Origin of the sequence: Pseudalkalibacillus sp. A8, assembly GCF_045920555.1 — a bacterium.
Taxonomy (GTDB): Bacteria; Bacillota; Bacilli; order Bacillales; family Fictibacillaceae; genus Pseudalkalibacillus.
Map to the genome: position 1 here is coordinate 5,770,322 of NZ_CP174509.1, position 26,777 is coordinate 5,797,098.

The 26,777-nt window shown below is 44.5% G+C and carries 28 protein-coding genes and 1 pseudogene; 6 read left to right on the plus strand and 23 right to left on the minus strand.

The genetic code is table 11. The features are described 5' to 3' along the window. Positions 1 to 49: 49 nt before the first annotated feature. The 3 genes and pseudogenes from ACJROX_RS28785 to spoIIID all read right to left on the minus strand — a co-directional run bounded on the left by ACJROX_RS28785 (position 50) and on the right by spoIIID (position 2,399). A pseudogene (locus tag ACJROX_RS28785) lies at positions 50 to 860 on the minus strand (flagellar hook-basal body protein). A 121-nt stretch (positions 861 to 981) separates the two neighbouring features. Then, complete coding sequence (locus ACJROX_RS28790) at positions 982 to 1,983, minus strand: rod shape-determining protein (protein WP_408008594.1); 1,002 nt, start codon at positions 1,981 to 1,983, stop codon at positions 982 to 984. Positions 1,984 to 2,132: 149 nt separating this feature from the next. Further along, positions 2,133 to 2,399, minus strand: coding sequence for a sporulation transcriptional regulator SpoIIID (gene spoIIID, locus ACJROX_RS28795; RefSeq protein ID WP_221567262.1), 267 nt, complete (start codon positions 2,397 to 2,399; stop codon positions 2,133 to 2,135). 719 nt (positions 2,400 to 3,118) lie between these two features. On the opposite strand from spoIIID, the gene ACJROX_RS28800 reads away from it, so the two are divergent. From ACJROX_RS28800 to ACJROX_RS28810, 3 genes are read left to right on the plus strand one after another with little or no spacing between them, the layout of a single operon-like run. Then, on the plus strand, positions 3,119 to 4,549 hold the full coding sequence (locus ACJROX_RS28800; RefSeq protein ID WP_408008595.1) for a circularly permuted type 2 ATP-grasp protein: 1,431 nt from the start codon (positions 3,119 to 3,121) through the stop codon (positions 4,547 to 4,549). Positions 4,550 to 4,561: 12 nt separating this feature from the next. Then, a complete protein-coding gene (locus ACJROX_RS28805; protein ID WP_408008596.1) occupies positions 4,562 to 5,503 on the plus strand; it encodes an alpha-E domain-containing protein in 942 nt (313 codons plus the stop codon). Further along, positions 5,500 to 6,366 carry a transglutaminase domain-containing protein gene (locus ACJROX_RS28810; RefSeq protein WP_408008597.1) on the plus strand — a complete coding sequence of 289 codons (867 nt, stop codon included), beginning with the start codon at positions 5,500 to 5,502 and terminating at the stop codon, positions 6,364 to 6,366. Before ACJROX_RS28805 ends, ACJROX_RS28810 begins: the two co-directional genes overlap by 4 nt. A gap of 47 nt (positions 6,367 to 6,413) precedes the next feature. Here the strand turns inward: ACJROX_RS28810 and ACJROX_RS28815 are convergent, their stop codons facing one another. The 18 genes from ACJROX_RS28815 to ACJROX_RS28900 form a co-directional block, all read right to left on the minus strand. Then, positions 6,414 to 7,295, minus strand: a complete 882-nt coding sequence (locus tag ACJROX_RS28815) for a DUF1028 domain-containing protein (RefSeq protein WP_408011821.1) — start codon at positions 7,293 to 7,295, stop codon at positions 6,414 to 6,416. A 288-nt stretch (positions 7,296 to 7,583) separates the two neighbouring features. Beyond that, positions 7,584 to 8,402: a peptidoglycan DD-metalloendopeptidase family protein gene (locus tag ACJROX_RS28820; RefSeq protein ID WP_408008598.1), complete on the minus strand. Its 819-nt coding sequence runs from the start codon at positions 8,400 to 8,402 to the stop codon at positions 7,584 to 7,586. Positions 8,403 to 8,619: 217 nt separating this feature from the next. Beyond that, a complete protein-coding gene (spoIID, locus tag ACJROX_RS28825) occupies positions 8,620 to 9,654 on the minus strand; it encodes a stage II sporulation protein D (protein ID WP_408008599.1) in 1,035 nt (344 codons plus the stop codon). 306 nt (positions 9,655 to 9,960) lie between these two features. After that, the gene (murA, locus tag ACJROX_RS28830; RefSeq protein ID WP_408008600.1) at positions 9,961 to 11,274 is read right to left on the minus strand and encodes a UDP-N-acetylglucosamine 1-carboxyvinyltransferase; all 1,314 of its coding nucleotides are present in this window, start codon (positions 11,272 to 11,274) and stop codon (positions 9,961 to 9,963) included. A gap of 30 nt (positions 11,275 to 11,304) precedes the next feature. Further along, positions 11,305 to 12,054: a YwmB family TATA-box binding protein gene (locus tag ACJROX_RS28835; RefSeq protein ID WP_408008601.1), complete on the minus strand. Its 750-nt coding sequence runs from the start codon at positions 12,052 to 12,054 to the stop codon at positions 11,305 to 11,307. Positions 12,055 to 12,188: 134 nt separating this feature from the next. Then, positions 12,189 to 12,419 (minus strand): DUF1146 family protein, encoded by a 231-nt coding sequence (locus ACJROX_RS28840; RefSeq protein WP_225064822.1) that lies wholly within the window; start codon positions 12,417 to 12,419, stop codon positions 12,189 to 12,191. Between the two features lie 330 nt (positions 12,420 to 12,749). Further along, complete coding sequence (nuoN, locus tag ACJROX_RS28845; protein ID WP_408008602.1) at positions 12,750 to 14,240, minus strand: NADH-quinone oxidoreductase subunit NuoN; 1,491 nt, start codon at positions 14,238 to 14,240, stop codon at positions 12,750 to 12,752. Continuing rightward, the gene (locus ACJROX_RS28850; RefSeq protein ID WP_408008603.1) at positions 14,237 to 15,763 is read right to left on the minus strand and encodes a NuoM family protein; all 1,527 of its coding nucleotides are present in this window, start codon (positions 15,761 to 15,763) and stop codon (positions 14,237 to 14,239) included. Before ACJROX_RS28850 ends, nuoN begins: the two co-directional genes overlap by 4 nt. Continuing rightward, entirely contained in the window at positions 15,763 to 17,619 is a 1,857-nt protein-coding gene (gene nuoL, locus ACJROX_RS28855) for an NADH-quinone oxidoreductase subunit L (RefSeq protein WP_408008604.1), read from the minus strand. Before nuoL ends, ACJROX_RS28850 begins: the two co-directional genes overlap by 1 nt. A gap of 15 nt (positions 17,620 to 17,634) precedes the next feature. Then, entirely contained in the window at positions 17,635 to 17,949 is a 315-nt protein-coding gene (gene nuoK, locus ACJROX_RS28860; protein ID WP_221567275.1) for an NADH-quinone oxidoreductase subunit NuoK, read from the minus strand. Then, positions 17,942 to 18,463: an NADH-quinone oxidoreductase subunit J gene (locus tag ACJROX_RS28865; RefSeq protein WP_408008605.1), complete on the minus strand. Its 522-nt coding sequence runs from the start codon at positions 18,461 to 18,463 to the stop codon at positions 17,942 to 17,944. The genes nuoK and ACJROX_RS28865 overlap by 8 nt, the downstream gene beginning before the upstream one ends. After that, the gene (gene nuoI / locus ACJROX_RS28870; RefSeq protein WP_408008606.1) at positions 18,460 to 18,879 is read right to left on the minus strand and encodes an NADH-quinone oxidoreductase subunit NuoI; all 420 of its coding nucleotides are present in this window, start codon (positions 18,877 to 18,879) and stop codon (positions 18,460 to 18,462) included. The genes ACJROX_RS28865 and nuoI overlap by 4 nt, the downstream gene beginning before the upstream one ends. Positions 18,880 to 18,892: 13 nt before the next feature. Next, positions 18,893 to 19,894: an NADH-quinone oxidoreductase subunit NuoH gene (gene nuoH, locus ACJROX_RS28875; RefSeq protein WP_408008607.1), complete on the minus strand. Its 1,002-nt coding sequence runs from the start codon at positions 19,892 to 19,894 to the stop codon at positions 18,893 to 18,895. Then, positions 19,894 to 20,994: an NADH-quinone oxidoreductase subunit D gene (locus ACJROX_RS28880; protein WP_408008608.1), complete on the minus strand. Its 1,101-nt coding sequence runs from the start codon at positions 20,992 to 20,994 to the stop codon at positions 19,894 to 19,896. Before ACJROX_RS28880 ends, nuoH begins: the two co-directional genes overlap by 1 nt. Positions 20,995 to 20,997: 3 nt before the next feature. Next, complete coding sequence (locus ACJROX_RS28885; protein ID WP_408008609.1) at positions 20,998 to 22,578, minus strand: NADH-quinone oxidoreductase subunit C; 1,581 nt, start codon at positions 22,576 to 22,578, stop codon at positions 20,998 to 21,000. Continuing rightward, positions 22,575 to 23,093 (minus strand): NuoB/complex I 20 kDa subunit family protein, encoded by a 519-nt coding sequence (locus ACJROX_RS28890; RefSeq protein WP_408008610.1) that lies wholly within the window; start codon positions 23,091 to 23,093, stop codon positions 22,575 to 22,577. The genes ACJROX_RS28885 and ACJROX_RS28890 overlap by 4 nt, the downstream gene beginning before the upstream one ends. Then, the gene (locus ACJROX_RS28895; protein ID WP_408008611.1) at positions 23,084 to 23,458 is read right to left on the minus strand and encodes an NADH-quinone oxidoreductase subunit A; all 375 of its coding nucleotides are present in this window, start codon (positions 23,456 to 23,458) and stop codon (positions 23,084 to 23,086) included. Before ACJROX_RS28895 ends, ACJROX_RS28890 begins: the two co-directional genes overlap by 10 nt. Before the next feature lie 332 nt (positions 23,459 to 23,790). Continuing rightward, on the minus strand, positions 23,791 to 24,117 hold the full coding sequence (locus tag ACJROX_RS28900; RefSeq protein ID WP_408008612.1) for a MerR family transcriptional regulator: 327 nt from the start codon (positions 24,115 to 24,117) through the stop codon (positions 23,791 to 23,793). A 171-nt stretch (positions 24,118 to 24,288) separates the two neighbouring features. Here ACJROX_RS28900 and ACJROX_RS28905 point away from each other — a divergent pair, with 171 nt between their 5' ends. From ACJROX_RS28905 to ACJROX_RS28915, 3 genes are read left to right on the plus strand one after another with little or no spacing between them, the layout of a single operon-like run. Continuing rightward, complete coding sequence (locus ACJROX_RS28905) at positions 24,289 to 24,654, plus strand: CidA/LrgA family protein (protein ID WP_408008613.1); 366 nt, start codon at positions 24,289 to 24,291, stop codon at positions 24,652 to 24,654. Beyond that, on the plus strand, positions 24,651 to 25,343 hold the full coding sequence (locus ACJROX_RS28910) for an LrgB family protein (RefSeq protein ID WP_408008614.1): 693 nt from the start codon (positions 24,651 to 24,653) through the stop codon (positions 25,341 to 25,343). The genes ACJROX_RS28905 and ACJROX_RS28910 overlap by 4 nt, the downstream gene beginning before the upstream one ends. Before the next feature lie 15 nt (positions 25,344 to 25,358). Then, entirely contained in the window at positions 25,359 to 25,541 is a 183-nt protein-coding gene (locus tag ACJROX_RS28915; RefSeq protein ID WP_408008615.1) for a Fur-regulated basic protein FbpA, read from the plus strand. A gap of 78 nt (positions 25,542 to 25,619) precedes the next feature. Here the strand turns inward: ACJROX_RS28915 and ACJROX_RS28920 are convergent, their stop codons facing one another. Next, positions 25,620 to 26,147 carry a chromate transporter gene (locus tag ACJROX_RS28920; protein WP_408011823.1) on the minus strand — a complete coding sequence of 176 codons (528 nt, stop codon included), beginning with the start codon at positions 26,145 to 26,147 and terminating at the stop codon, positions 25,620 to 25,622. Beyond that, positions 26,147 to 26,707, minus strand: coding sequence for a chromate transporter (locus tag ACJROX_RS28925; protein WP_408011824.1), 561 nt, complete (start codon positions 26,705 to 26,707; stop codon positions 26,147 to 26,149). Before ACJROX_RS28925 ends, ACJROX_RS28920 begins: the two co-directional genes overlap by 1 nt. Positions 26,708 to 26,777: the final 70 nt, after the last annotated feature.

The window sequence follows — 26,777 nt, forward strand, 5'->3', positions numbered from 1 at the left end:
TCTACCTCCTGAAATCCATCCTATTGAAGCGAGTCTTTTAAAATTCAGATCAACCTAGTCTACCAATTTCATTCGATGCTTTTTCCATCGTCCGGTCGTAAGCTTGTAAAACCTTCTGATTGGCTTCGAATGTTCGATAAGCATTCATCATTTCTACCATCGTCTGTTCAACATCCACGTTGGAGCGTTCGACAAATCCTTGTTTCAACTGATAGGAAACTTCAGGATTCCCTTCTGCAGGGATGATTGTATCTTCATTCCCAACTACAAAAAGTCCGTTCCCCGCTTTTTCAAGTAGGTTCGGATTTTCTACAAGCGCGACATTCACTTGTACGCCGAGCTCTGGAATCATCCCATTGGAATCCATCGTAAAATCAGATCCTTCTACTTGAATCCGGTTCCCATTCGTATCTAGTACGAAGCCACCGGTACTCGTTACGAGATTTCCATTCGTGTCTAGTGAAAAATTCCCGTTACGTGTTAATTGTGTGGCGCCCTCTTCATTTTCAACTGTAAAAAACAAAGCGCTCTCGGTGCCGGTTTCTTCATCAATCGGAACAGCCCCTTGAAGAAGAGCAACATCGAGATTGTGTCCAGTCTCTTGGAGGTAAAGTTCGGCATCGTCTCTTGCATATATACTGCTGTCGCAAGCGTACCGACCTGCTTGCTGGCAGGAATAGAATTCCCTGCGAGATTCGTTTCTCCAAGACGACTCAACAGCAATTGCGGAAATGCTCGAACGATGCCTGATCCGCTTTAAAGCCGGGCGTATTCGCATTTGATAGATTATTCGTCAACAGATCTTGACGTCTTTGCTGAGAAATCATTCCGGAAGCCGCTGTGTAAAAACCTCGAAACATGATGCTCTCCTCCTTTATTTTTATGTAAAAATAACTTGGCCAAGTGTCTGTATGAAGCTTGTCCTTTTAAAAACTAGTAAAAGACGATTGCTAGTTGTGTTTAATAGATTCAGTCGCTCTTTCAAGACGTTTTTTGCTTCGGTAACTTGTCGATATGTTCAAGCATCAAACCAGTTCCACGTGCTACGCATGTCATCGGATCATCTGCTATGTGGACCGGAACCTTCAATTCTTCGGCAAAAAGTTGATCGATTCCGTGTAACAGAGCTCCCCCGCCAGTAAGGATGATACCGCGGTCGATGATATCAGCTGAAAGTTCAGGAGGTGTTTTTTCCAAAACGCTTTTCGCAGCCATCAAAATAGAATGGACAGATTCGTTCAATGCTTCCTCAATTTCTGAAGATCGGATCGTGATGTTACGTGGCAAACCGCTTACCATGTCACGACCACGAATCTCCATTTCTTCATCACGAGCTCCTGGAAAGACCGTCGCTACCTGTATCTTGATACTTTCGGATGTTCGTTCACCGATCAAAAGCTTGTACTTCTGTTTTATGTATTGAAGAATGTCCTGGTCGAGCTTGTCCCCCGCCATTTTAATCGAAGAGGCGGTGACGATATCGCCCATGGATAGAACGGCAACATCTGTTGTTCCACCGCCTATGTCAACGACCATGTTCCCGTATGGTTGAAAAATATCCATACCAGCACCAATTGCGGCAACCTTCGGCTCTTCTTCAAGGAATACGTGTTTCGCTCCACTCTTTTGAGCTGCTTCACGGATTGCTTTTTGTTCAACGGTCGTAATATTCGTTGGAGTACAGATTAAGATCCTTGGCTTGCCTATCAGCCCCCTCACGTTAATCTTATCCAAGAAATATTTCAGCATCGCTTCAGTCATTTCGAAATCCGCGATCACCCCATCTTTTAACGGTCTAGTCGCAACGATATTTCCAGGAGTTCGCCCAACCATTCTGCGAGCTGCTTCACCCACCTCTAACACACGATCGTGGTGGATATCAATAGCAACGACTGATGGCTCGTCGAGGACAATCCCCCGTCCCTTGACATAAATGAGCACGTTAGCGGTACCCAAATCAATGCCTACATCTCTAGAAAACATGCGGTAAATCCTCCCTAATCCAGAATGGTTCTATTGGTTGTATGATTTGTTAAATTTATGTAGTTCATCCATTTTATAAGTTTACCATAGTTTTGTGTAGAATAGGGACAAAATTTGTCAAAAAATAGTACATAATCACTACCCAAAAATTAATTGACTACCTTTTCAGTCGATTTTTTGTATTTTTCCCGAGTAGCTTCTCCACCACGGAGATGTCGTACTGATTTATGGTACTCCAATATCTCTTTGACACTGTTGGCCAGCTCCGGGTTGATTTCAGGTAATCGTTCAGTTAAATCTTTGTGGACAGTACTTTTCGAAACACCGAATTCCTTCGCTATCATTCGAACGGTTTTTCTTGTCTCCACGATATACCTGCCTATCTTGATGGTTCGTTCTTTGATGTAATCGTGCACACCACTCGCCTCCCTAAATTGGATGTAAGAGGTGCGAAATGAGACTTCAATATCTAGGCTGCGAAATGTTAAATTGTCATCTTCCCCCTATGAACAAAATGACTGCTAAGCTCGCACGCAGCTTTACTTAGACTTCTCATCGCGGTCCCCTAAAGTTCGTTTTGTAATATTTTATTATTAGTCATGTGGTTATATACCTAAAAGTCAAGTGGGACAAGGGAATTTGTTTACTTTTTCTTGAAATGGCCTTTCGAAACGCTTGCTGTGCAATGTCCACCGCTCACAGACAAGCCCACAAAATGTACAAAAAGTTTGAAAATTTTCTTCAATATTATTTTTTATGGTGTCTTCGTTGGTGCCTTCTCTGGTGCCTGGCACGAAAATTCAACCCTTGTCGCCCAACGGTTTTGAGACGGTGCCAGGTACCATTTCATTCCCGCTCTGGGCAAGGCTTTCGAGAGTGTACCTGACACCGATCTGGATCCCTTCTCCGACAAGGCTTCGTGATCGGTGCCTGGTACACAAAACATCCATTTTTTGAGGTTTTCATACATGGTTTTTGCTCTCGTGTTAAAAGTTTCAATAATTCATCATCTTTCGACAGTATTAGTGCTTTTACTGCCTTGATAATGGGTTTTCTATAGTGTATTCTTTAAATGTTAGAATTTTCGAATAAATATTTATACCTAAATAAAAAGAATAATGGGAGGGGACATTGAATGTTCAAAACATACGAAACCGAGTCATTCTTCGATGAAATGCTCCAGGAAAGAGGAAAGCCGCGTGCTCATTACCAAACCCTCTATAATCGTTTATCCACCCTTCCCGAGGATGAACTGCAAGCCCGGCATGAAGCTGCTCAGCAGAATTTCCTCAGACAGGGCATCACCTTCACCGTCTATAACGACGATCAAGGAGCCGAGCGAACAATCCCTTTTGATTTCGTTCCGAACATCATACCGAAGGACGAATGGCAACAACTTGAAAAAGGTCTCATTCAGCGTGTCAAAGCGCTCAACCTATTCTTGGACGACGTATACAATAGCCAGCAGATTTTAAAAGATGGTCTTATTCCTCGAGAACTCGTCGTCAACTGTAAAAACTTTTATCCCCAAGTTACAAATATCAAAGTTCCAAGAAGAAACCATATTTTTATGGCCGGTATAGATTTGATCAAAGATGAAAACGGAGAGTTCCGCGTGCTTGAGGACAATCTCAGGAATCCATCCGGACTATCCTATGTATTCCAGAATCGTTATGTCATGCGACACGTTTTCCCTGACTTTTTCCAAGACTATAATGTCGTTTCACTCGAAAACCAATTCACTCACATACACGACGCCTTATCTTCCATCGCACCGAACAATGTCTCAAACCCGAACATCGTACTCCTGACACCTGGAGTTTACAACTCTGCTTATTTTGACCATAGTTTCATAGCCCAACAGCTCGGTATAGAGCTTGTCGAAGGACGTGATCTGCTCGTCCGTGACCGTATTGTATACATGAAAACAACCAGAGGATTGAAACGTGTAGATGTGATCTATCGCCGTATTGATGATGATTTCCTCGACCCGCTCGAGTTCCGCCCTGATTCCATGCTCGGTGTCGCAGGCCTCCTCGATGCTTATCGTGCAGGGAATGTGACGATCAGCAATGGTATCGGCAACGGTGTGGCGGATGACAAAGCAATCTATCACTATGTTCCGAACATGATCCGCTACTACCTTGGTGAAGCCCCGATCATCAGGAATGTCGAGACCTACTTTTTACGTGATGAGGAACAACGCAAATACGTTTTGGAGAATCTCGATCAGCTTGTCGTTAAACAGACAGACGGATCCGGCGGCTATAACCTCTTGATCGGGCCCCATGCTACAGAACAAGAGCGTGAGGACTACAGGGTTCAGATCGAAAAAAATCCATCGAACTACATTGCACAACCGATGGTCAACCTTTCAAGGCTGCCTGTTTTTAAAGGAGAAAAATTTTCCGGCTGCCACATTGACGTCCGTGCATTCGTTTTAAACGGGGAGCATCCGCATGTATTCCCTGGCGGCCTGACAAGGGTTGCGATGAAAGAAGGTTCGCTTGTCGTCAATTCTTCACAGGGCGGCGGAGGAAAAGATACGTGGGTCATGACCGATTAAGGAGGGACAAGCATGCTAAGCAGAGTTTCAAATTCACTATATTGGATGTCACGCAATATTGAGCGCGCAGAGAACACTGCCCGCCTTATTTCTGTGCGGTTGATCGGAAGTATTGAACATAAAGAAAACCACTGGGATGAACTGATTTCCATCATCGGGGCGAACGAGGGTTTTGAAAAACGCTACGATCTATATGATGCCCGGTCCGTCATGGATTTCATGTCGTTTTCAAGCGACAACTCGAACTCCATTTTAAATTGTGTAAAACTAGCCCGAGAGGATGCACGCGCAATCCGCGAAATCATTCCGCAAGAATTATGGGAAATGGTGAATTCCTTTTATTGGGAAGTCAAACAATACAAGTATGAAAATTGGACCGTGGACACGATCGATGATTTTTACCAGATGATCATCCGCCAGTCTGCTCTTTTCCAGGGAATGGTTGAAGCGACATTGTCATTTGATGAAGCCTATTTGTTCATTAAAATGGCCAAGTTCATTGAACGAGCTGAAAAAACATCACGAATCCTGAACATCTATTATTACCGTTCTGAGGATCCCGAGCATAATGATCCGTCGCTGTACCGCCACTGGTTTGCCGTTCTGCAATCGGTGAGCGGGCATGAGGCTTATTTGAAAAAGCACCATCCATTCATCACTGGTGAGCGCGTAATCGAATTCCTGCTGTTTGATGAGGCTTTTCCACGTTCGATCAATTACTGCCTTGAGCAGGTCTACAACGTATTCCAAGAGCTTGAGAACGGCAAAATCGAGCATTATTCAGAGGACCTGCATCAATTGATCGCCCAGATGCGACAGGACTTTAAAACGATGTCGGTCATCGACGTCATTACAGAGGATATCCATCAATTTTTACAGCGATTCCAATCCGATTGTTTTCAACTCGGCCGTTTGATCAATAAAACATACTACCTAGGAGAAGTCGGCGTATGAAATATAGGGTCACCCAGCATACACACTACACATACGAACTACCAGTGAGCCAGAGCATCAATCAGTTCCGTTTGAAGCCGATGGATGACGTAAAACAGGAATGCATCTCCTTTAAAAAGGAAATCACCCCGAACGTTCCGTCGTATGTTCATTACGACTATTGGGGGAACCACGTGGAGACATTTTATGCATGGGAGGACCATGATGAACTACTGCTTGTGACGACATCGGAAGTGATGATCGATCCATATGCTTTCAAGGAAGCCTATTCGTTCAGTCCCCAAATGAAGGATGCTCTTTTTTCTCAAGGGTTCAAAGAGCAATATGCCGAGTTTTTAATGAAAACGGATTATACGACTCTTCCTGATGAGGTTTGTAAGGAGATAACAGAGCCTTTGTGGAAGCAATGCAATGATCCTTTCGAATTTGTAAAACTGGTGAACAAGCACATTTACGACACCTTCACTTATACGCCTGGGTCGACGACTGTCAATACGACTGCTTTCGAAGCTTGGGAAAACAAGGTCGGGGTATGCCAGGACTATACGCATCTGATGCTGGCGTTATGCCGGTCCCGTGGAATTCCAGCACGGTATGTAAGCGGGTATTTGTATATCGGTGAAAATTCAGCAATGCGCGGGGATGCCGCTACGCACGCCTGGGTTGAGGTGAAGCTGCCGACTGCTGGATGGATCGGATTCGACCCTACGAATAACGTACTCGTAAAAGACCAGCATATCCGTATCGCGGTTGGACGTGATTATGCAGATATCGTTCCATTGAAAGGGGTCTATCACGGAGGGGTGCAGAAGCTTGACGTGAAGGTCAGCGTCTATGCGCTAGAGGAAAATGTAACAGCTTGATATAGTAAAAGAGCGGAAGGTGTGGAAGCCCTCCGCTTTTTCTTGTTCTATTGTATCTTTTTCATGAATTCCAGAATTTCAAGATCGATGTAGCCCCGTTTCTGCTCCCTCTCTTCAAAATTCTCCTGATGGATAAGCACCCGCAGGGCATCTAATACCGCATCGTCTGAATGTTCGTCGCTTCTTTCAAGATAGCCGAGGCGTTCAAGCTCAAACGTTAACTTATGGAAAACGTCTCCTTTTACTTCAACGATGTTCTCTTCTTTCGATCGTGAAAAATAAAGCTTATGCAGATCATGGATCCGGATCAATTCTTTGATCGGTTCCTTGTGGTCATCAACACGAAGGTCGATCGCCTTGTCATTGAAGCCTCCATATCCCCCTTTGTCTTTTACGATCAAAAGAGCGGCTGACTGTTTGCCACGACTGTCTCCGCCTGCATGCTGACCTGCGTTCAAGGCGGTAAGAAGACGATGTGCCAGAGTGCCTTCCGTACGCTCGAACGTCTCTCCCATTTGGTCGACTGTTTGTTTATTGACGAGAATGTTCCCTTGAGCAGCATAATGTTTACCGGTCCGGCCGCCTGCCCAATCATAGCAGTCCGTTCCAGTGAACGTAGCTGCATTCCCTTTTGCATCCACTATTCCTACCTGGCGGAGCTCCCGGTCCTCATCATCTTCCGTCAGTAGCCTGATTGTTTCTTCTGCAGACTTTCCTGACTGCATATATTCGAGACCTTTCGGACCGTAAGAGGTATTGGCGAACGACTGTGTTGCAACTGCCCCGACACCCGCTTTCGCCCATGGAACAACAGATCCAACACCAATGAACTTCGACTGTACTGCGATACCTAGTTCTTCTGTTTCCGGATCAAAACCGACAATTGAAAATGTTGCTACCAAATCCTTTGGAATCTTACCTGTATACATGAACGAACACTCTCCCTTCTTAACCTCTAAACAGTAATTCTCGATGTCCATTCCATTCCCCTTTTCCCCCTAGAAAAAACTCCGTACCAGGCACCGATCACGAAGTCTTGACGGAGAAGTAATCCAGATCGGTGCCTGGTACACTTTCAGATCCCTTACGGCGCTTAGGTTCTATTTTGGTACCTGGTACACTATCTCAGATACACTTCCAAAAGAAAAAAGCTCTGGAGTTTCTCCAGAGCTTGTCTAGTATTGTATTTGTTTTTGACGCTTCAAGTGGTTTAAGCGTCAGGATTGATCTTCATCCTCAACAGAGTTTTCTTGTGGCTGAGCGTCATCAGTTTGGGTTTCGCTTGATGGGTTTGCGTTCTCTTCTTCTGCTTCAACATCTGTTTCATCAGCTGCGTCTTCATCAGTAAGAGTTTCGTCGACTTCTTGCTTTTGAGCAGGAATGTCAGTGACTGTTTTATTGAAGTAATCTTCAGGGTTAACAGCTACTCCATCCTTACGTACTTCAAAGTGCGCGTGAACTTGTGCTTCTTTGTCAAGAAGGCTCATACCTGCTGTACCTAGAACATCACCTTGCTTAACAGTGTCACCTTTTTCGACTTGTAAGTTTTCAAGGCTAGAGTAGTGTGTCACAACACCGTTATCGTGTTCGATATGGACGAAGTATCCTACTAGTGGATCTTGACCAGCATCTACAACTTTACCACTCAAGCTTGCCATTACATCAAAAGGTTCACCGCTCTCAGTCGCATAGTTGAGTCCTTTATTCTGGAAGTAGGTATTATTATAGAATACGAGAGCTGCTTCTTGATCTGCTTCAGATGCTTCACTGTCATAGAATTTTCTTTGAACAGTAACTTCATCTGAAACTGGTGACTTAAGAACTTCGGAGTCTGACATTACTGGTACTGAATCTTGGTCTTCAAAACCGATTGGATCTGATTCTTCATTAAGTTTTTCACCAATGCTATTTTGATACCAAAGAACAGATGCCAAAATTACTGCTGCAAACCCAAGATATACTGCCGGATAAACCCAACGCTTCTTTTTGTACCACTTTGCCTTAAGAGGATTTTTTTGTTTTTCTTCTTCTCTCATTTTGCATCACCTCAGCAACATTGTTGGCACATTTTTCAAAATATATACATTCCGGTGAATTTTTTCTGAATATTATTTCGACAAATAGGGGAAAGTAACAAGTTGCTGTAAGTGAGAGGAGTAAAAAACCATACAAAAATGCCACTGTCGTAATTGACAGCAGCATCCTAGTTTAATGTACCAGGCACCGAAGCTCGCATCGAAGCGGGCACAGAACTTAGTTGGTGGCGGTGAGTTTGCTTGTGTAGGCTTGGGTGTCGGTTATTTCAACACCGTTGTAATAGTGTTTGACGATTTCGTTATAGTTGTTGCCTTCCTGGGCCATCCCGTTCGCGCCATATTGGCTCATCCCGACGCCATGCCCGTATCCACGAGTTTGGAAGATTACTTCATCATTTTTCCTTAGAATCGTAAAATCAGAGGATTTCAGATTCAGGCCTACTCGAATATCTTTTCCGCTCATCTTCTTCCCATTGATTTCGATCTGGTCAATGTAGTTTCCTTTGGTCCTGCTCAATACTTTCCCGACTTCCCCATCTTCCTCACTCAATTTCACATTCAGCTTCGTTTCAACGACATCGACTGGGAAGGCTTGTTGATGAAAGTACTTCGGTGAATCTTTATCCCAGGGACTTTCGACGCTTCGTAAATACGGAAACGAACTGGACCAATAATCTTCAGAGTTTTGCGTAAAACCATTGCTGGTTGAAAAGAATAATGCATCGATCGGTTTTCCGTCATACGTGATGATTTTACCTTCTGTTTCTTTGACTGCTTGCGTGATTTTCTTAATTTTCCAATCGTAATCCTTCCCCCACACCTTCTTCAAGTCCTGGTCATTTCTATACACTTGATGAATGACAGCGTCTGTAACATCTGCCCCCTCAGGAAGGTTCATATCTGCTGGGTTCAGTAGCATTTTGATAATATAGGTTCTCGCTGTCAACGCTTGCGCTTTCAATGCTTCAATTTCAAAATCTGCTGGCATTTCAGCAGCGACGACCCCTTTTACATATTCCTCAAGAGGTAATGTTTCAATTTTTTTTGCATTCGTCTTATAAACAGAAACATCTACTTCCGAATTTAAAACGATCGGCGTATCGCTTTCCACCTTTTCCAACTTCCCTTGTGTCACGCTTTGTTCCAAATGACTTTTAAAAGGGATGACGATCAGACTCGGGAGTAATAGTATGAATGTAAGTAGTCCAATAATAAAAAGATAAAATGGTGTTCCAAATCGGATTTGATTCATTGGCAGCCCCCCTGAATTTCAACAGTCATAGTATAGCTTATGGGCTTGGACAACCTTTTAGAACCGAAGAACACAACCACTAAATATGTAAAAAACCCTTCTGAAGCAATAATGTAGTAATTATTTTTTATAAAGTCCAGTGCCCAAGTTCCGAAGCCTATCACTTTGGAATAAAAATAATTGCACAACTCGACTTGGCTTGCTTCGCTCGCCAAATATACACGAGCACATCTGAATCCAATACATATTCACGAGACCAAAAAAGCCGCCTCCGCTTGGAAGACGACTTTCCTATAAGTAAATAAATTATGCCTTTGCTTTTAAGTTCTGAGCAGTATTTTTGGTAGTAATCGTTTCTGTTTCTTCTTTCACGCGCTCAACGTCAGCACCAAGTGATGCTAATTTTCCAGCAAAATTAACATATCCGCGATCTAAATGTTGAAGTTCTGTAACTCTTGTGTATCCGTCCGCAATCAGTCCTGCTAAGATCAGAGCTGCACCAGCACGTAGATCTGTCGCTGCTACTTCAGCACCTTGCAGCTTGACTGGGCCATTGATTACAGCAGAACGTCCTTCGATTTTGATATTACCATTCATGCGGCGGAACTCTTCCACGTGCATAAAGCGATTTTCAAAAACGGTTTCTGTAATAACACTAGTACCATTGGCTGCTAATAAAAGAGCCATCATTTGCGACTGAAGATCCGTTGGGAATCCTGGGTGCGGCATCGTTTTGATATCTACAGGCTTCAACGTCTCAGGTCCGATGATCCGAACGCCTTTATCTGTTTCGGAAATAGTAACGCCCATTTCTTGGAGCTTTGCAACAAGTGGTGTCAAGTGCTCATTTTGAGCGTTTTCGATCGTTACATCACCGCCTGTGATTGCAGCAGCCACCATGAATGTACCTGCTTCAATACGGTCTGCAATGACTTGATGTTCAGCACCATGCATTTCATCTACACCTTCGATTCGAAGTGTGCCTGTACCAGCCCCGTAAACTTTCGCTCCCATTGCATTCAAATAATTCGCAAGACAAACGATTTCAGGTTCTTTTGCTACATTTTCGATGATGCTTGTGCCTTCTGCTAAAGCTGCAGCCATCATGATGTTTTCAGTTGCACCTACACTTGGGAAATCCAGATAGATTTTAGCCCCTTGTAGACGCCCTTCTTTTTTCGCTTCGATAAAACCGTTACCAATTTTAACTTCGGCTCCCATGGCTTCAAAGCCTTTTAGATGCTGGTCAATCGGGCGTGATCCGATTGCACAACCTCCTGGGAGAGCAATTCTTGCGATTCCAACTCTTGCAAGTAATGGGCCCATCACTAAGAATGATGCTCTCATCTTACGAACATATTCAAAAGGTGCTTCTGTCTTCAATGGGCGTGTAGCATCTATTTTTATCTGATTATTTGAGTATTCTGCGCCAATATTCAAGTGGCGAAGAACTTCATTTATCGTATAAACATCGGCAAGTGCCGGCACTTCCGAAATAGTGCTTGTTCCTTTACTAGCTAGGATGGATGCTGCGATGACAGGCAGTACGGCATTTTTTGCCCCTTCTACTCTGACGGAGCCTTCTAACCGCCTACCACCACGGACGATGATTTTTTCCAAAATAATTCCCCTCCGCGTCCAATTTATATATTAATATTCAGTCGTTATTATCGGTGTTCCAATTGTTATGGTTGTCTTTCCGCCTATTCCGCTGTTCCGGAGTCCAATTTGCAAGTTCATCCGTTGTTGATTTGTCAGGATTGAAGGCTTCCATTCGTCAGTATATGCTGATAAGGACAGAAATGTCTCTTCGTTTAATGTCTCAATTGTGGTTGCGTCAAATGACTGAACGAGTTGTTTCGCCAATTTTTGCAAAACAATATCCATTTTATCAAACTTCACACCTTCAACACAAGTATATATTTGCACATTCTCCCCTAGAAACAGTTGGACTTTATTCCTATATTCAGGCTTGAAAGCTTTCCATTTTTCGGGATCCCAGGCCTCCCCCTTAACGTCATAAATAATGTACGCCATATACTGATTTTTGTGGGGGTAAGCAAACACTGAAACCTTCTCTTCAATACCGTATGGATTTGTATAATGCCCCGTTACGGTCCAATGTTCTTTTTTTTCGACAATCTTTTCCCACCGGAAGTTTGGCGATTTTGCCTGCAGGCTTTCTACTAACAATACATACCCACTAAAATCTGATACAAAACCAAATTTATTTTTACCATAAAAAGACCAGCCATCGATCGCTATGTCAGACTGCTCCATAACGCGGGTTATATCCATCAGTTCTTGATCAGACCATGTGGATTGTTTTGCCTCAGCCCCTGAAAAACATGCAAGCAAAATCGTCAACGACATTCCGAATAGTATGAATTTTTTTCTCATAACTTCCCACTCCTCTCCTTATTACAATTGTTGCCACGAGAGAGAGGTTCATACATGGAAGATGTAGTCAAGATGCGACAAAGCCTGTACCATTTTAATCGACATTCTTCATATGTAAGGATTTTTAATATCTCTTAAAATAGATATTTGAGCTGAGTAGACCACGAAAGGTAACTCATAAAAAACGAAGTAAGGAGTGAAGCAAGTGCGATTGTCAGCAAGATCATCAACAATTGAGCTTGAACGACTCGTCCGCTTTTGATGAACCTTTCAAAATTCAATGCCTGTAACGCCCACCAGGATACAGCAAGGAAAACGATATTCACGATGATATTCAACAATGCTTGTGTTCCGAATGGATGCATAGATGTTAGACCTCCAATAAATACATACCTTATATATTTTTCGACAGGATTTTCTCTTTTCCTTCAGTCGTCCTCTTTTATTTACAAAATAAACCTTTAGTCCTAGTTATTCATCTATTTCCCGCGCAATATTCGACACTTCCGCGCCTAAAACTGCCCTTTCAAGATCATGACCTCAGTTTTAAAGATAATCGTTTTTTTAAAGATAATCCTCTATTTTTAAAGATATTTTATAATTTTTCATGATAAGAGTCCCATTTTTAAAGATGAGTTAACCCCCGCCTATAAAAAAAGAGCAAAACCCACGTGGGTTTTGCCCTTCTTGATATTTTATTTGATAAACAACTCGTTCATATCAAAACCTTGGAAAAATTCGTAGGCTGCTCCTGGATAAACACCGAAAAGGATGGTGCCTGCCGCACAGATGATCATGACGACTAAAAGTCCGACAGATGGACGGAGACGATCGCCTGTATCTTTACGGAAAAAGATTTGGACCAGGACATTGAAGTAATAAACGTATGAAATGACGGTCGTTGCAATCATGACTGAGGCCAGGACATAATGCCCGGTACCAAGGGAACTCATGAAAATCCCGAACTTTCCAATGAATCCTGCCGTGAAAGGCAGTCCAGCAAGCGACAGGATGAAGACAGCCATCATGACCGAGACCCATGGTGCACGTTTATACAGTCCAGCGAACGCTGTAAAGTCTTCTGACCTTTCCCTTTCCGTCACGAATTGAATGACAGCGAACGCGCCAATATTCATCAATAAGTAAGCGAGTAGATAGAACCAAGTCATTTTAAAAACAAGCAATGACAATGAGACGAATGGCACAAGCACATAGCCGGCGTGTGCGATACTCGAGTAAGCAAACATGCGCTTGATGTTCCTTTGTCTCAAGGCAACAACGTTTCCGATCACCATCGTAACCCCAGCAATGACTGCAATGTATGGCTGAAGCTCCAGGATAATAGCGTTATGCCAGCCCTGAACTGACAAGAACGTGATCAGAAATAATTTTAAAATCAAGGCAAATCCAGCTGACTTCGATACGACGCTTAAGAAGGTTGTAACCGGTGTTGCCGAACCTTGATACACATCAGGTGCCCACATGTGGAATGGAGCAGCTGCGATTTTAAAAGCAAGACCGACAAGCAGCATGACGAATGCCATCACTACAAGGAAAGCATTCTGCTCAACAACCGGATTTGTCAAAGCTTCACTGATCTCATACAGGTTGGTGGATCCTGTCAGCCCGTAGATATAGCTCATTCCAAATAGCGTAATAGCAGTGGCAATCCCACCGTTGACGACATATTTGAATGCAGCTTCGTTCGAATGAAGATTGGTTTTACGGATCCCCGCTAAAATATAGGAAGAAATCGACAACAATTCAAGTCCTACGAATAACGTGATGAGGTCCGCACTTGAAGCCATCATCATCGCGCCGAGTAATGCAGTCAGTAAAAGGTAGAAGAATTCTCCTCTGAATTCCCATTTATTTCCACCCTCATAGTCAAGGGCCAGTAACAAAATCAAGCCTGTGGCAACAAGGAAAAGCAGCTTGAATGCGAGTGCGAATGAATCAAAGCGATACGTATCAAACAGGATGCTTGTCGGTTCGGTACCGACCTGCATAACTGCGAAGACAATCGCAATGACTACACCGGCAAAACCTAAAAGGGCAAGCGGCTTACGGCTCGATTTATTCGGCATGAACAAGTCCATTAACGATAGCAATGTCGCAACGATCAAAATCGTAAACTCTGGGGCCATGATCCCCCAGTCATAGCTCAACAACTTTTCTAGTGTCATACAACAGCCCCCCTGCCTGCCATCATGGCGTTGATCGTAAGTTGCAGCATATCAGATAGGACTGCTGGATAAACTCCAATCAGAACAATCAAAAAGGTTAATACTAAAGCCGGAATCCATTCAACAAAACGGGCTTCTTTTATCGTTACGAGTGGCTCTTTCGTTTCACCGAACGTAATGGTCAAAACGGCACGAAGCATATAGACCGCTGTCAGGATGATCCCTAATGTCCCGATTGCTGCCAGGACCGGCATGACCTCGAACAATCCGAGGAATGCCATGAATTCACTGACGAAACCGGACATCCCCGGCAAGCCGAGTGAGGCAAGACCACCTGCCAACAAGAATCCAGCGGTGACCGGCATCACTCTCGACATCCCGCCTAAATGTGTAATCAGGGACGTTCCTGTCCGTTGATACATCAAACCGACAAGGAAGAATAACAGTGCAGAAATCAGTCCGTGGGAGATGACTTGGAACATCGCCCCTTGAATACCTGCATCGGTCAAGCTACCGAGACCGATCAAAACGATCCCCATATGGGACACACTTGAGTAAGCCAGAACTCTTTTAAAATCAATCTGGACGAAGGCGATGAACGCGCCGTACAGGAGATTGATGACACCGAGTAACGCGATCCAGAATGCAATCTTCTCAAATTCACCTGGGAAGAAACCGACTCCAAACTGATAAAGGCCATAAGCACCGATCTTCAACAGTATTCCTGAGTGGATCATGACGATCGACGGCGGTGCTTGGACGTGGACCTGCAACATCCAGGAGTGCAGCGGTACGATCGGTAATTTTACGCCTAACGCCACTAACAAAGCAATCAACAATCCGAGCCTGAAGTTGTCTCCGATATACATGCGCTCAAGCATCTCAGGTGATTGGCTCAAGAATGCAGATAGACCAGTATAGTTCATCGTTCCTGCCTTCATATAAAGGATGATGAACACGATCAATAAAATCGCTGACCCTAAACCGTTGTAGATCAAAAAGCTATAAGCTGCTTTCTCTTTATCAAGATAACCCCACTTTCCGATCAGGAAGAATGTCGGGATCAACGTAATCTCGAAAAAGATGAAGAAAAGCAGTAAGTTTTGCGAAGCGAAAACACCGAGCATTCCGATTTCCAAAAGCAAGAACAGCATGAAGTAGCCCTTCGCCTGTTCCTTGATCCATACGGAAGCAGCTGCTGCCAAGGTCGAGACGATTGCTGTCAATAATAGAAGCAACACGGTCAACCCATTGACGCCAAGTTCATAGCTGACAGTGAAATCTCCACCGTTTTGCAAGGCTTGTAGATTGAAATTGATCCAGTTGTATTGCTCGATGAATTGCAATGTTTCTTTCGTGTTATCAAATCCGAAATAGACGATGAAAGCCAAAGCGAGTGGCAAGAGTGTCGCTAAGAATCCAACCCACTTGATTGCTGCCTCTTCTGATTTCGGAACGAACAGCAGTACCAAAATACCTACGATCGGGGAGAAAATAAGTGCAGAAAGCAGAATCGAATCCATTACGTCAAGTACCCCCCTAACCAAGCAACGATAAGAAGCAAGACAGCCATTCCAGCGAATGCGACCGATCCATAAAGCTGCACCTGTCCGTTATGGGCTTTTGAGCTGGTTTTACTTATCCAGCCGACAGCACCCGTTACGAGCTGGACGACACCTTCGACTACGAAGCGATCGATATAATACCAGAAATAACTGAATCCTCTCGTTCCTTTTACAAAGCTATAATCATACGTTTCATCTATAAAGTATTTGTTCAATAAAATGTAGTGGAAATCTGGTGAAGCTTCTGAAAGCCTCTTTACCTTTTTCTTTGCGTAAACCAGCCACGCCATGAAGATTCCGAATAAGGAAACTCCTGTCGCGACAATCGGAATCCACCAGTATGATTCATGGTGATGGATCTCTAAATAAGGGTTCTGCGCCAAATATTCATCGAGTATTAGTGTAAAAGGGGTGTTGATGTACCCAGCCACAACCGCTAAAATCCCGAGGACCACCATAGGGAATACCATGACCCCTGGCGATTCGTGAACCTTCTTCACTTTTTCCTGGGACTCTCCCGTAAAGACGAGGAAAAACAGTCTGAACATATAAAAGGCTGTGAGGAATGCTGCGATAACCGCAATCCAGAATAACCCGTAGCGGCCATCCGCATAGGTTGCAGCTAAAATTTCATCTTTACTGAAAAACCCTGATAACAAAGGCACGCCCGAAATCGCCATCGCACCGATCAAGAACAATGGTGCCGTCCACTTCATCTTTTTCCAAAGTCCGCCCATTTCATGGATGTTTTGTGTATGTACTGCGTGTATCACGCTACCGGCGGCAAGGAACAATAGCGCTTTGAAAAATGCATGGGTCGTCAAATGGAAGATTCCAGCGACATAACCGGAAGAACCTAAGGCGAGCATCATGTATCCGAGCTGACTGACTGTCGAATAGGCGAGTACCCGTTTGATATCAGCCTGCGCCAGTCCGATTGTAGCAGCAAAGATTGCTGTGAAACCGCCAACGACTGCAACCGTCGTCAACGCTGTTTCAGATGCTTCAAATAACGGGAACATAGCAGCGACGAGGTACACACCAGCCGCAACCATTGTTGCTGCGTGGATCAAAGCCGATACCGGTGTCGGGCCTTCCATGGCATCTGGTAACCACGTATGTAATGGGAATTGACCCGATTTACCGATTGCCCCGACAAATATCAAAATTGCGGTCAGTGTAATCCAGCCTTGTGAAATATCTCCTGCTGCCACTGCCTCAAAGATGGCATCCATTTCAAAACTTCCAACCTGCCAGAAAAGCAAGATCATCCCGATGAAGAGGCCGACATCCCCGATACGGGTCATGATAAACGCCTTCTTCGCTGCTTCACGTGCTTCATTTTTATAAAAGTAATATCCGATCAACAGGAATGAGCCGACACCGACTAGTTCCCAAAAGATATAGAGCTGTAATAGGTTCGGGCTGATGACCAGGCCAAGCATGGCAAACGTGAATAAGCCAAGGTAGGCAAAAAAGACAGGAAAACGATTGTCGTCATGCATGTAGCCCTTTGAATATACTTGGATGAGAAAACTGACGAAAGAGACGATGACCAGCATGAGTGCGTTCAACGGATTGATCTCATAGCCGACCGTCAGTACAGTGTCTCCAATCGCAAGCCATTCAAGCGTTTGTTTTACAGGTTCTCCACCCCACTGCCCCATGAAAATGACGACAGATAGGATGAGGGAGCCTAATGTCAATAATGAGCCGACGAGTGCTGATGCTTCTTTCAACCTACGACCAAACAATAAGAGAAGGACGAAGGATAGAAGTGGTAAAACAGGTATGAGCCAGATGATTGGGTTCATTGTCGATCCTCCTCCTTATCGTTTCATAATATCCATCTCATCTACGTTTACAGTCTTGCGGTTACGGTAAAGGGCGATCAGGATCGCAAGCCCTACAGCAGCTTCAGCAGCGGCGACGGTAATCGTAAATAAGGAGAAAATTTGTCCTGTAATACTCGGATTGATGCCATACTTCGCAAAAGCGACGAGGTTGATATTCACCGCGTTCAACATCAATTCGATGGAAATCAAGACGATGACAGCGTTTCGTTTTGTCAAAGCTCCGAATAATCCGATGCAAAAGAGGATCAGAGCAAGAACGAGATAGACGGATAATGGCACACTACTCATTGTCCTCTGCCTCCTTGTTCTCATCATCCCGTTTTGCCAATATGATCGCCCCGACAAGTGCGACAAGCAGCAAGACAGAGGTTAGCTCGAAAGGAATGACATATTTGGAATAAAGGGCGATTCCGATTTTTTCAGTATTATCAACATGTAAATCTGCCGCCTGCTCCCCAAAACTTAAATCATTGATCTGGAAGAACATGACGACGAAGAAAGCTACAATCCCTGTCAAAACCAAAATCATTCTCGGTGCACCGATTTTCGTTTCAGTTTTATCATCGTGACGAGTAAGCATGATTCCAAAGAGCATGATGATCGTGATTGCTCCCGAATAGATGAGAATCTGTACAAACGCCACGAATTCAGCTGACAGCATCACGTATAATCCCGCGATCGACAGGAACGTAAAGACGAGGGCGATCACCATATGGACGACCTTCGTCAGGTTCAGCATGAGGATGCCGCTTCCGATTGCAACGAGTGCAAGAACAAAGAATAAGATCAACTCACCATTCATGCCTTATTCTCCTTTCTTACGTTCGTGTCGTTTTCATCGAGCCATTCAAGGTTTTTGAACAGCTCATCACGGCTGTATTCTGCCAGTTCGAAGTTGTTCGTCATGATGATTGCTTCGGTCGGGCAGACTTCTGTACATAGATCACACAGAATACAGATTTCAAAATTGATATCATACGTATCGATGATTTTACCTTTTTTATTCGGATCAGGGTGCTTCTTGCCTGTCAGTTCGATACAGTCTGTCGGGCAGATGTTGGCACATTGGTTACAGACGATGCACTTTTCCGGGTAGAATTTCTGGATTCCGCGAAAACGATCGGGCATCTCAAGCGGTTCATCCGGATACGAGTACGTCACATTCTGTTTCGTCATGTTTTTCAGTGTGTATTTTAACCCTTTTACGAGTCCTTTCATTGTAATCCCTCCGTTAGAACCAGATTTCCTTGATCACCGCGCTGATAAAAATGTTAAGCAGTGCTAACGGCAATAGTACTTTCCATCCAAATGACATGAGCTGATCGGCACGTAACCGTGGTAATGTTGCACGTAACCATATCAGGAAGAAAACGACCAAGCTGAATTTCAACGCGAACCAGATGACTCCAGGGATGAATTCAAGATACGGGATCGGATTCCATCCACCGAGGAAAACGATCGTCGTGATCGATGCCATCGCAAACAGATAAACATATTCAGAAAGCATGAAGAACGCCCATCTGAAACCCGAATATTCTACGTGATAACCCGCAACAAGCTCGGATTCCGCTTCCGGCAGGTCAAACGGTGTCCGGTTTAACTCTGCGACTGAAGCAATCATGAAGATGACGAACGCGAGCGGCTGTACGAATAAAAAGGCGAGCTTTTCTTGTGCCTCGACAATCTGGATCAAGTTCAAACTTCCAGTTAGAAGGATGACTCCGATCACTGACATGACGAGCGGCACTTCATAGGAAATCATTTGGGCTGCAGAACGCATCCCGCCTAACAGGGCGTATTTATTATTGGAAGCCCATCCGCCCATCAAAACACCGATCGTTGAGATACCGGATATCGCAATGTAATAAAGCAATCCGATTCCGATGTCGGAAAATCGGAGTGATTCTGAAAACGGTATGACGGCAAGCACCATGAACGCTGGTGCAAAGGCAATGACCGGTGCCAGAATGAACAACGGTCTGTCCGCCGCTTTCGGAATCGTATCTTCTTTCAATAAAAGCTTCAGGACATCGGCTACCGTCTGGAGCAATCCGAACGGGCCGCCGACACGGTTCGGTCCGATACGAAGCTGCATGAACCCCATGACTTTTCGTTCGGCTAAGATGGCATACGTAACAAATCCTAGTACCATCATGAGCAGACTTGCACCGAGTCCAAAAAAGATCAGTGTATTCGTCAGTGAAGGCTGTGAATAAAGCAATCCTTCGATCATCAGCCATCCACCTCCCCGAGTACGATGTCTATTCCGCCAAGGATGGTAATCAAATTAGCGATGTTTTCGCCCTCCAAAAGCTTCGATAAGATCTGCAGGTTGTAGAAGGACGGCCTTCTGAACTTCAGACGATACGGTTCCTTCTTCCCATACGAGGCGATATAACAGCCGATTTCCCCTCTTGGAGATTCGATGCGGACATAGGTTTCGCCTGCAGGCGGCTTGATGATCCTCGGAACCTTGGCCATGATCTCCCCTTCTTTCGGGAACTGCTGGACAGCCTGTTCGACGATCTTGATCGACTCTTCGATTTCAGCCATGCGGCACTTGTATCGGGACCAGGCATCTCCACCGTCAAATACAGGGACATCGAAATCGAAACGGTCATAGAGCGAATACGGTTCCTTTTTACGAAGGTCCCAATCTACACCAGTACAGCGCAGGTTCGCACCACTTAGGGAATAAGCCAGCGCTTCTTGTTTCGAGTACTTCCCTACGCCACGGACACGGTTGAGGAAGATTTCGTTTCCACTTACAAGGTCGTGGTAACCGGCAAGCTCTTTACGCATATGCGGGATGAATTCTTCGACTTTCTCGATCCATCCTTCCGGCGCGTCCCATTTCACCCCGCCGACACGCATATAGTTGAATGTCAGCCGAGCTCCGGAAATTTCGTTAAGTAAGTTGATGATCATCTCCCGCTCCCGGAACGCATATAAGAACGGACTCAATGCACCAATATCAAGTAAATATGTACCGAACCAAACGAGATGACTCGCAATCCGACCTAACTCCATCACGAGGACACGCAGATATTCCGCACGCTCGGGGATTTCCATTTCCATCATCGTCTCGACCGCGTGACAGAGGATGTAGTTGTTCGTCATCGCTGAAAGATAGTCCATCCGGTCCGTATACGGGATGATTTGAGTATATTGCAGATCTTCAGCGAGTTTTTCAGTTCCACGGTGGAGGTAACCGATTACAGGTGTCGCTTCCTTGATGATTTCTCCATCGATTTTCAAAACGATCCGGAAGACGCCGTGGGTACTGGGATGCTGAGGTCCAACATTAAGCAGCATTTCTTCTGTACGAATCATAGGTTACACCTCCACATCGTATGGTTCATAATCTTTTCGCATCGGGTAGCCGACCCAATCATCCGGCATCAAGATGCGCGTCAAGTTCGGGTGTCCGGTAAAACGGATTCCAAGTAAATCATAGGCTTCGCGTTCAGGCCAATTCGCTCCAGGCCAGATTGGTGTTACCGAAGCAACCTCCGGATTGTCACGGTCCAGTTTCACTTTCACCGCAACTGGCTGGTTGTTTTTAAAGGAATAAAGATGGATATAGACTTCCATATACGTTTCAAAATCGGTTCCATGCAATTCGCTTACATATTCAAAATTAAGCTGTTCATTATGCTTTAGGAATTCTGCTAGTTTATAAAATTTCTCCCGTTTGATGACAAGGGTAGGGACATCCTTTGCAAGTCTGTTAATATAGGATTCTTCCAGGATTCCTTCACCAAGATTATCCTTGATCGTCTTCACGTATTTATCCAGGAGATATTGGTTTGGGGATGGCGTTTCCTCGGCTGGTTCAGCAGGCTTTGCTCCTGCTCCGCCGGCTGCAGATTTCGCTTTCGCAGCTGCAGCAGCTTTTGCTTTTGCGGCTGCAATCGCCTTCGCCTTTTCATCGTCACCAGCTTCTCCGCCAGATTTAGCTGCCTTTGCTTTAGCGGCAGCGGCTGCTTTGGCCTTGGCAGCAGCAATAGCCTTAGCTTTTTCATCGTCTGATGCACCCGCTCCACCCGCGGCTTTCGCCTTGGCAGCGGCGGCAGCTTTAGTTTTATCATCATCAGATGAAGGTTTTTTGGGTTCTGCAGATTCTGCTTCCTTTGCCGCTTTCTTTTCTGCAGCCTTGCGCTTCGCTTCTTCGACCGCTTTACGCTTCGCTTCCGCCTTCTCTTCTTCGGTCATTTCGGAGAACGGTTTTTCAGCTGGCTTGTCGGCAGCTCCTGCTTCTTTCGCTGCTTTCTTCTCAGCGGCCTTGCGTTTCGCCTCTTCCACGGCCTTACGTTTCGCTTCCGCCTTCTCTTCTTCGGTCATTTCGGAGAACGGTTTTTCAGCAGGTTTTTCGGCAGTTCCTGCTTCTGCTGCTTCCTTCGCCGTTTTCTTCTCAGCGGCCTTGCGTTTCGCCTCTTCCACAGCCTTACGTTTCGCTTCCGCCTTCTCTTCTTCGGTCATTTCGGAGAACGGTTTTTCAGCTGGCTTGTCGGCAGCTCCTGCTTCTTTCGCTGCTTTCTTCTCAGCAGCCTTGCGCTTCGCTTCTTCGACCGCTTTCCGTTTCGCTTCTGCCTTCTCTTCTTCGGTCATTTCAGAGAACGGTTTTTCAGCAGGTTTTTCGGCAGTTCCTGCTTCTGCTGCTTCCTTCGCCGCTTTCTTCTCAGCAGCCTTGCGCTTCGCTTCTTCGACCGCTTTCCGTTTCGCTTCTGCCTTCTCTTCTTCGGTCATTTCAGAGAACGGTTTTTCAGTAGGTTTTTCGGCAGTTCCTGCTTCTGCTGCTTCCTTCGCCGCTTTCTTCTCAGCAGCCTTGCGCTTCGCTTCTTCGACCGCTTTCCGTTTCGCTTCTGCCTTCTCTTCTTCGGTCATTTCGGAGAATGGTTTCTCTTGATCACTCATTTATCTGTCACCCGCTTCCCTGTCTTAGCTTCATAGCGGATTTTATCTTGTAGTTTATTAATTCCATAGATTAATGCCGCAGGGTTCGGTGGGCATCCTGGAATATAGACATCAACAGGGACAACTTGGTCGACACCTTTTACCACCGCATACGATTTTATGTATGGGCCGCCCGCTGTTGCACAAGATCCCATCGCAATGACCCATTTTGGCTCAGGCATCTGGTCATACAACCGCTTTAAAACAGGAGCCATCTTTTTCGTTACTGTACCAGATACGATCATGACGTCAGATTGTCTTGGGGATGTACGGAAAAAGGATCCGAAACGATCCAAGTCGTAATGGGAGGCACCGGTTCCCATCATCTCAATTGCACAACAAGCCAACCCGAACGTGAGCGGCCAGAGGGAATTGCTTCTTGCCCATGCCTTTACCTGTTCGAGTGTGACAAAGAATACATTTTTCGAGAGCTCTTGTCGTTCTTCTGGGGTGATCTGCTCCAATTTTACATCCATTTTAACACCTTCTTCTTCCACGCATAGAGGAGTCCAATCAACAACATGACAATGAAGATCGCCATTTCGATCAGCGCGAAAATCCCTAGTTTGTCATATGCGACAGCCCATGGGTATAAGAACACTGTTTCCACGTCGAAAATAACGAAAAGCAGGGCGAATATGTAGTAGCGTACGTTGTATTGAACCCAGCTTTGATGAAAGGGCTCTATACCACTTTCATAGGTTGTTTGTTTTTCTTTCGTCGGTTTTTTCGGTCGCAGAATCTTACCGGCAGTCAAAGCGACAACTGGTAAAAGGATGCCTAAAAGCAGGAACATCAAAACGACCAGGTAGTTGTTTTGATACAAGTGATAGAGCTCCATATGTACCTCCCCATCTGTCTATTTAAGGTTGATGTTAGAAATTTTTCAAAATTGTAATCGTTATCAATTATACCAAATACCAATTTTTGTGTCGACACGATGACGCATAGTTGATAACCTGAATTTTCGGTGCAAAATACAAGCTCCTCTTATAGTAAGAGAAGCTTTCTTCATCTTATGCTCAACTGATTACTTTTAGCTTATTTATCTTAAAATACTCTATAGGAGTATCTCGCTATCTTTTTTCTATTAAGCTCTGTTATTCTTCATTGTTAATTTCTGCGAAATTTTACTTCTATAAATAATCCACCATAAATTAACAGCACCTTTTTTCACCTATTGTTGTTGCGAAAATGCGCATTCAGCTGCCCACGGATCATTTCTTCCTTCAATAAATGGTTTCTCAGTTTTTTCTCGGCTTTCATTTCCTTTTTGATTTCGTTCGTTTGGACACCATCTTCTCGTTTGTTGGCAATCTCCATCAGTGTTTCTACGTCTGAAAATGAGTATTTACGAGTCCCTTTCGCTGTTCTTTCTGGAAAAATAAGTTTTCGTTCTTCATAATAACGGATCTGACGTTCGCTCAATCCCGTTAGCTCCTTAACCACACCAATAACAATCACTTTTTTATCCCTATAAGAACCTTCATCAACAGACATTTAGCAACGCCTCCCTTCCACCTTTACTATACCTTTCCACACAGCCTATTCAAGCCTTATGTCACATTTTCTTACAATACTTCGTAAATTCATTGTTATATTTTCTTACAGATATGATGCAATCTTATTTTACCCCCTATAAAATTGTCATAAAGATGTAAGGTGGTGTCCATGATTCTTCAATTCCTTTGGCAGTTCACGCTAATTTCATCCGCCTTATTACTAGGGTCTCTCATTGTTTCAATATTTCACCTGCCTATACCGGGCAGCATCGCTGGAATGTTCTTGCTTCTCATTCTCTTATTAACAGGGCTTATCAAGCTCCACTGGGTGGAAAAAGCGGCGAATTTCCAAATACGGCATATGACGCTTCTGTTCATTCCACCTGTAATCAGTGCAGTCGTCTACATCCATTTACTCGAAAAAGAACTATGGAAGCTGTTATTGATTCTCGGTATAAGCAGTCTCTCCATCATTCTAGTGACGGGTTTAGCCGTTGAATGGTATGAAAAATTCAGAAGGAGGCAAAAAGAATGACTTTTGTTTTCGGAAAAGTTTTGTTTACGACTTTGATCACCTATATTGCCTATCTGCTTGGTTTGAAAATCTTTGAAAAATACAATCGTAAAAGCTGGCTCAATCCTTTATATACGGTTTCACTTTTTCTCGTTTGTTTTCTTCCATTGTTACATGTGGATTATCAAAGCTATCAAGAGGGGGTGGATCTCTTTTCGTTCTTGATGCAAACAGCAATCGTATCCCTCGCGATCCCTTTGTTCAAACAGTGGCCGGTGTTGAAAAGGAACATCAAGAAGATCGGAGTAGCAATCGTGTTTGGAAGTTTGGCTGGTCTGACAACAACTCTTGCACTTGCCGGACTTTTTAAAATCAAAGCCGAAATGATTGCCTCCCTTACACCGAAGGCCGCTACGTTACCAATCGCTTTGTCGGTTTCAGATAAAATCGGCGGTGAAGCTTCGTTAACAGTCTTGTTCGTACTATCCTCTGCGGTATTTTCGTTCATCTTCGGACCGAAAGTGCTGGAGCTTTTCAACATTACGAGTAAAGCAGCAAGAGGTTTAGCTATGGGTGCCTCTGCACAAGCACTCGGTGCGAGTAAATGCCTGCAGTGGGGAGAGGAAGAAGGCGCAATGGGGAGCGTCGGTATGACAACGACCGCAATTTTCATATCGATTTTAATTCCGGTATCTATTTTATTTGTATAAAGGAGAGTGATTTTAATGGCTGGTTATATCAGGAAAAGTTTAGATCGCGTAAAAGAATATTATATAAGCCAGCTTTTGAATGCCGGTCAGTACAAAACGAGCGATCGACAGCTGTATGAACTAACCCTGAATGAGCTGGAAAGAGAATTTAAGATGATGCAATTGAGAGAAATGCAAAAAAGAAAGTATGGGCAGTGATCATTATATAATAAAAGTGCTCCTATCTTCAGGAGCACTTACTTATTTTGTAGCAAAAAAGAGAAACATACGATCATTCTATAAAAATATTCCGCCATACACGAGGGCTCCTGCAATGACGAACGCAGGATGGATTCGGAGGCGTTCCAGAAACAGATAGCTCGCTGCAATCAGAAGGGTCGTTTGCAATATACCTGCACCTTGATAGGAACTTACAAAGAACTGGTACGCCATTACACCTAGAAGGACAGCGATCGCCGGTCTAACCGTAATCGTCATCCGCTTTACTTTATCTGAATCTTTATATTTCATTAATATTTTTAAAAGAATGATCATCAAAAGAAGTGACGGAGCGACAGTTGCGAAAATCCCGACGAAAGCTCCAATCCACCCAGCCTGAGCATAACCGATGTAACCGGCCATTTTCGTGGCGATCGGGCCAGGCAGGGCATTCCCTAGTGCTAAAACCTCACTGAATTCCTGTGTCGACATCCATTCATACCGGTCGACGACTTCATTTTCGACCAATGGAATCGAGGCGGGACCTCCGCCATATCCTAGGATTCCTGGTATGAAAAATGCTAAAAAGATTTGCCAGTATAATATCATGATTCACCACTCGCCTTCACATACTCATCTTGTTTCTTTTTAGATGAGCCCCATGTTCCGAACCATGCATATAATAGAAGAAGTCCGATAATGATCCCTGGATGCACTTTAAGGAATTCCATCAATACCAAGGACAGGACTATGATCACGATCGCTTGCGTCCACCCCATGCCAGCCTTCGATTTTTTCGTGAACTGCCAGGTCAGTTGGGCTAGCATGAAACCGACGACAGGTACAACCGCCTTTGTCATTCCTTGCACCCACGCTTTATCTTTATACATACTGAGTGTCGTTAATAGAGCAATCATGGCGAGGATCGAAGGTAGAATCGTCGCCAAAATCGCATTGATCATTCCGAACGGGCCAGCGATCCGATAGCCGATGTAGCCCGCAAGTTTCGTCGCAATCGGTCCTGGAAGCGTATTACCGAGGGCAAGCAAATCCCCGAATTCATCATCCGTAAACCATCCGTAATGGTCAACAACCTCCTTATGGACGAGAGGTATGGAGGAAGGACCCCCTCCATAGCCGAAAATGCCGACTCGGAAAAAAGCCATGAACAAAGCAAGATGGATGGTTTTCTTTTTTACCGTCTTAGTCTTAGTGGTACTCACAACCTCAGTTTCG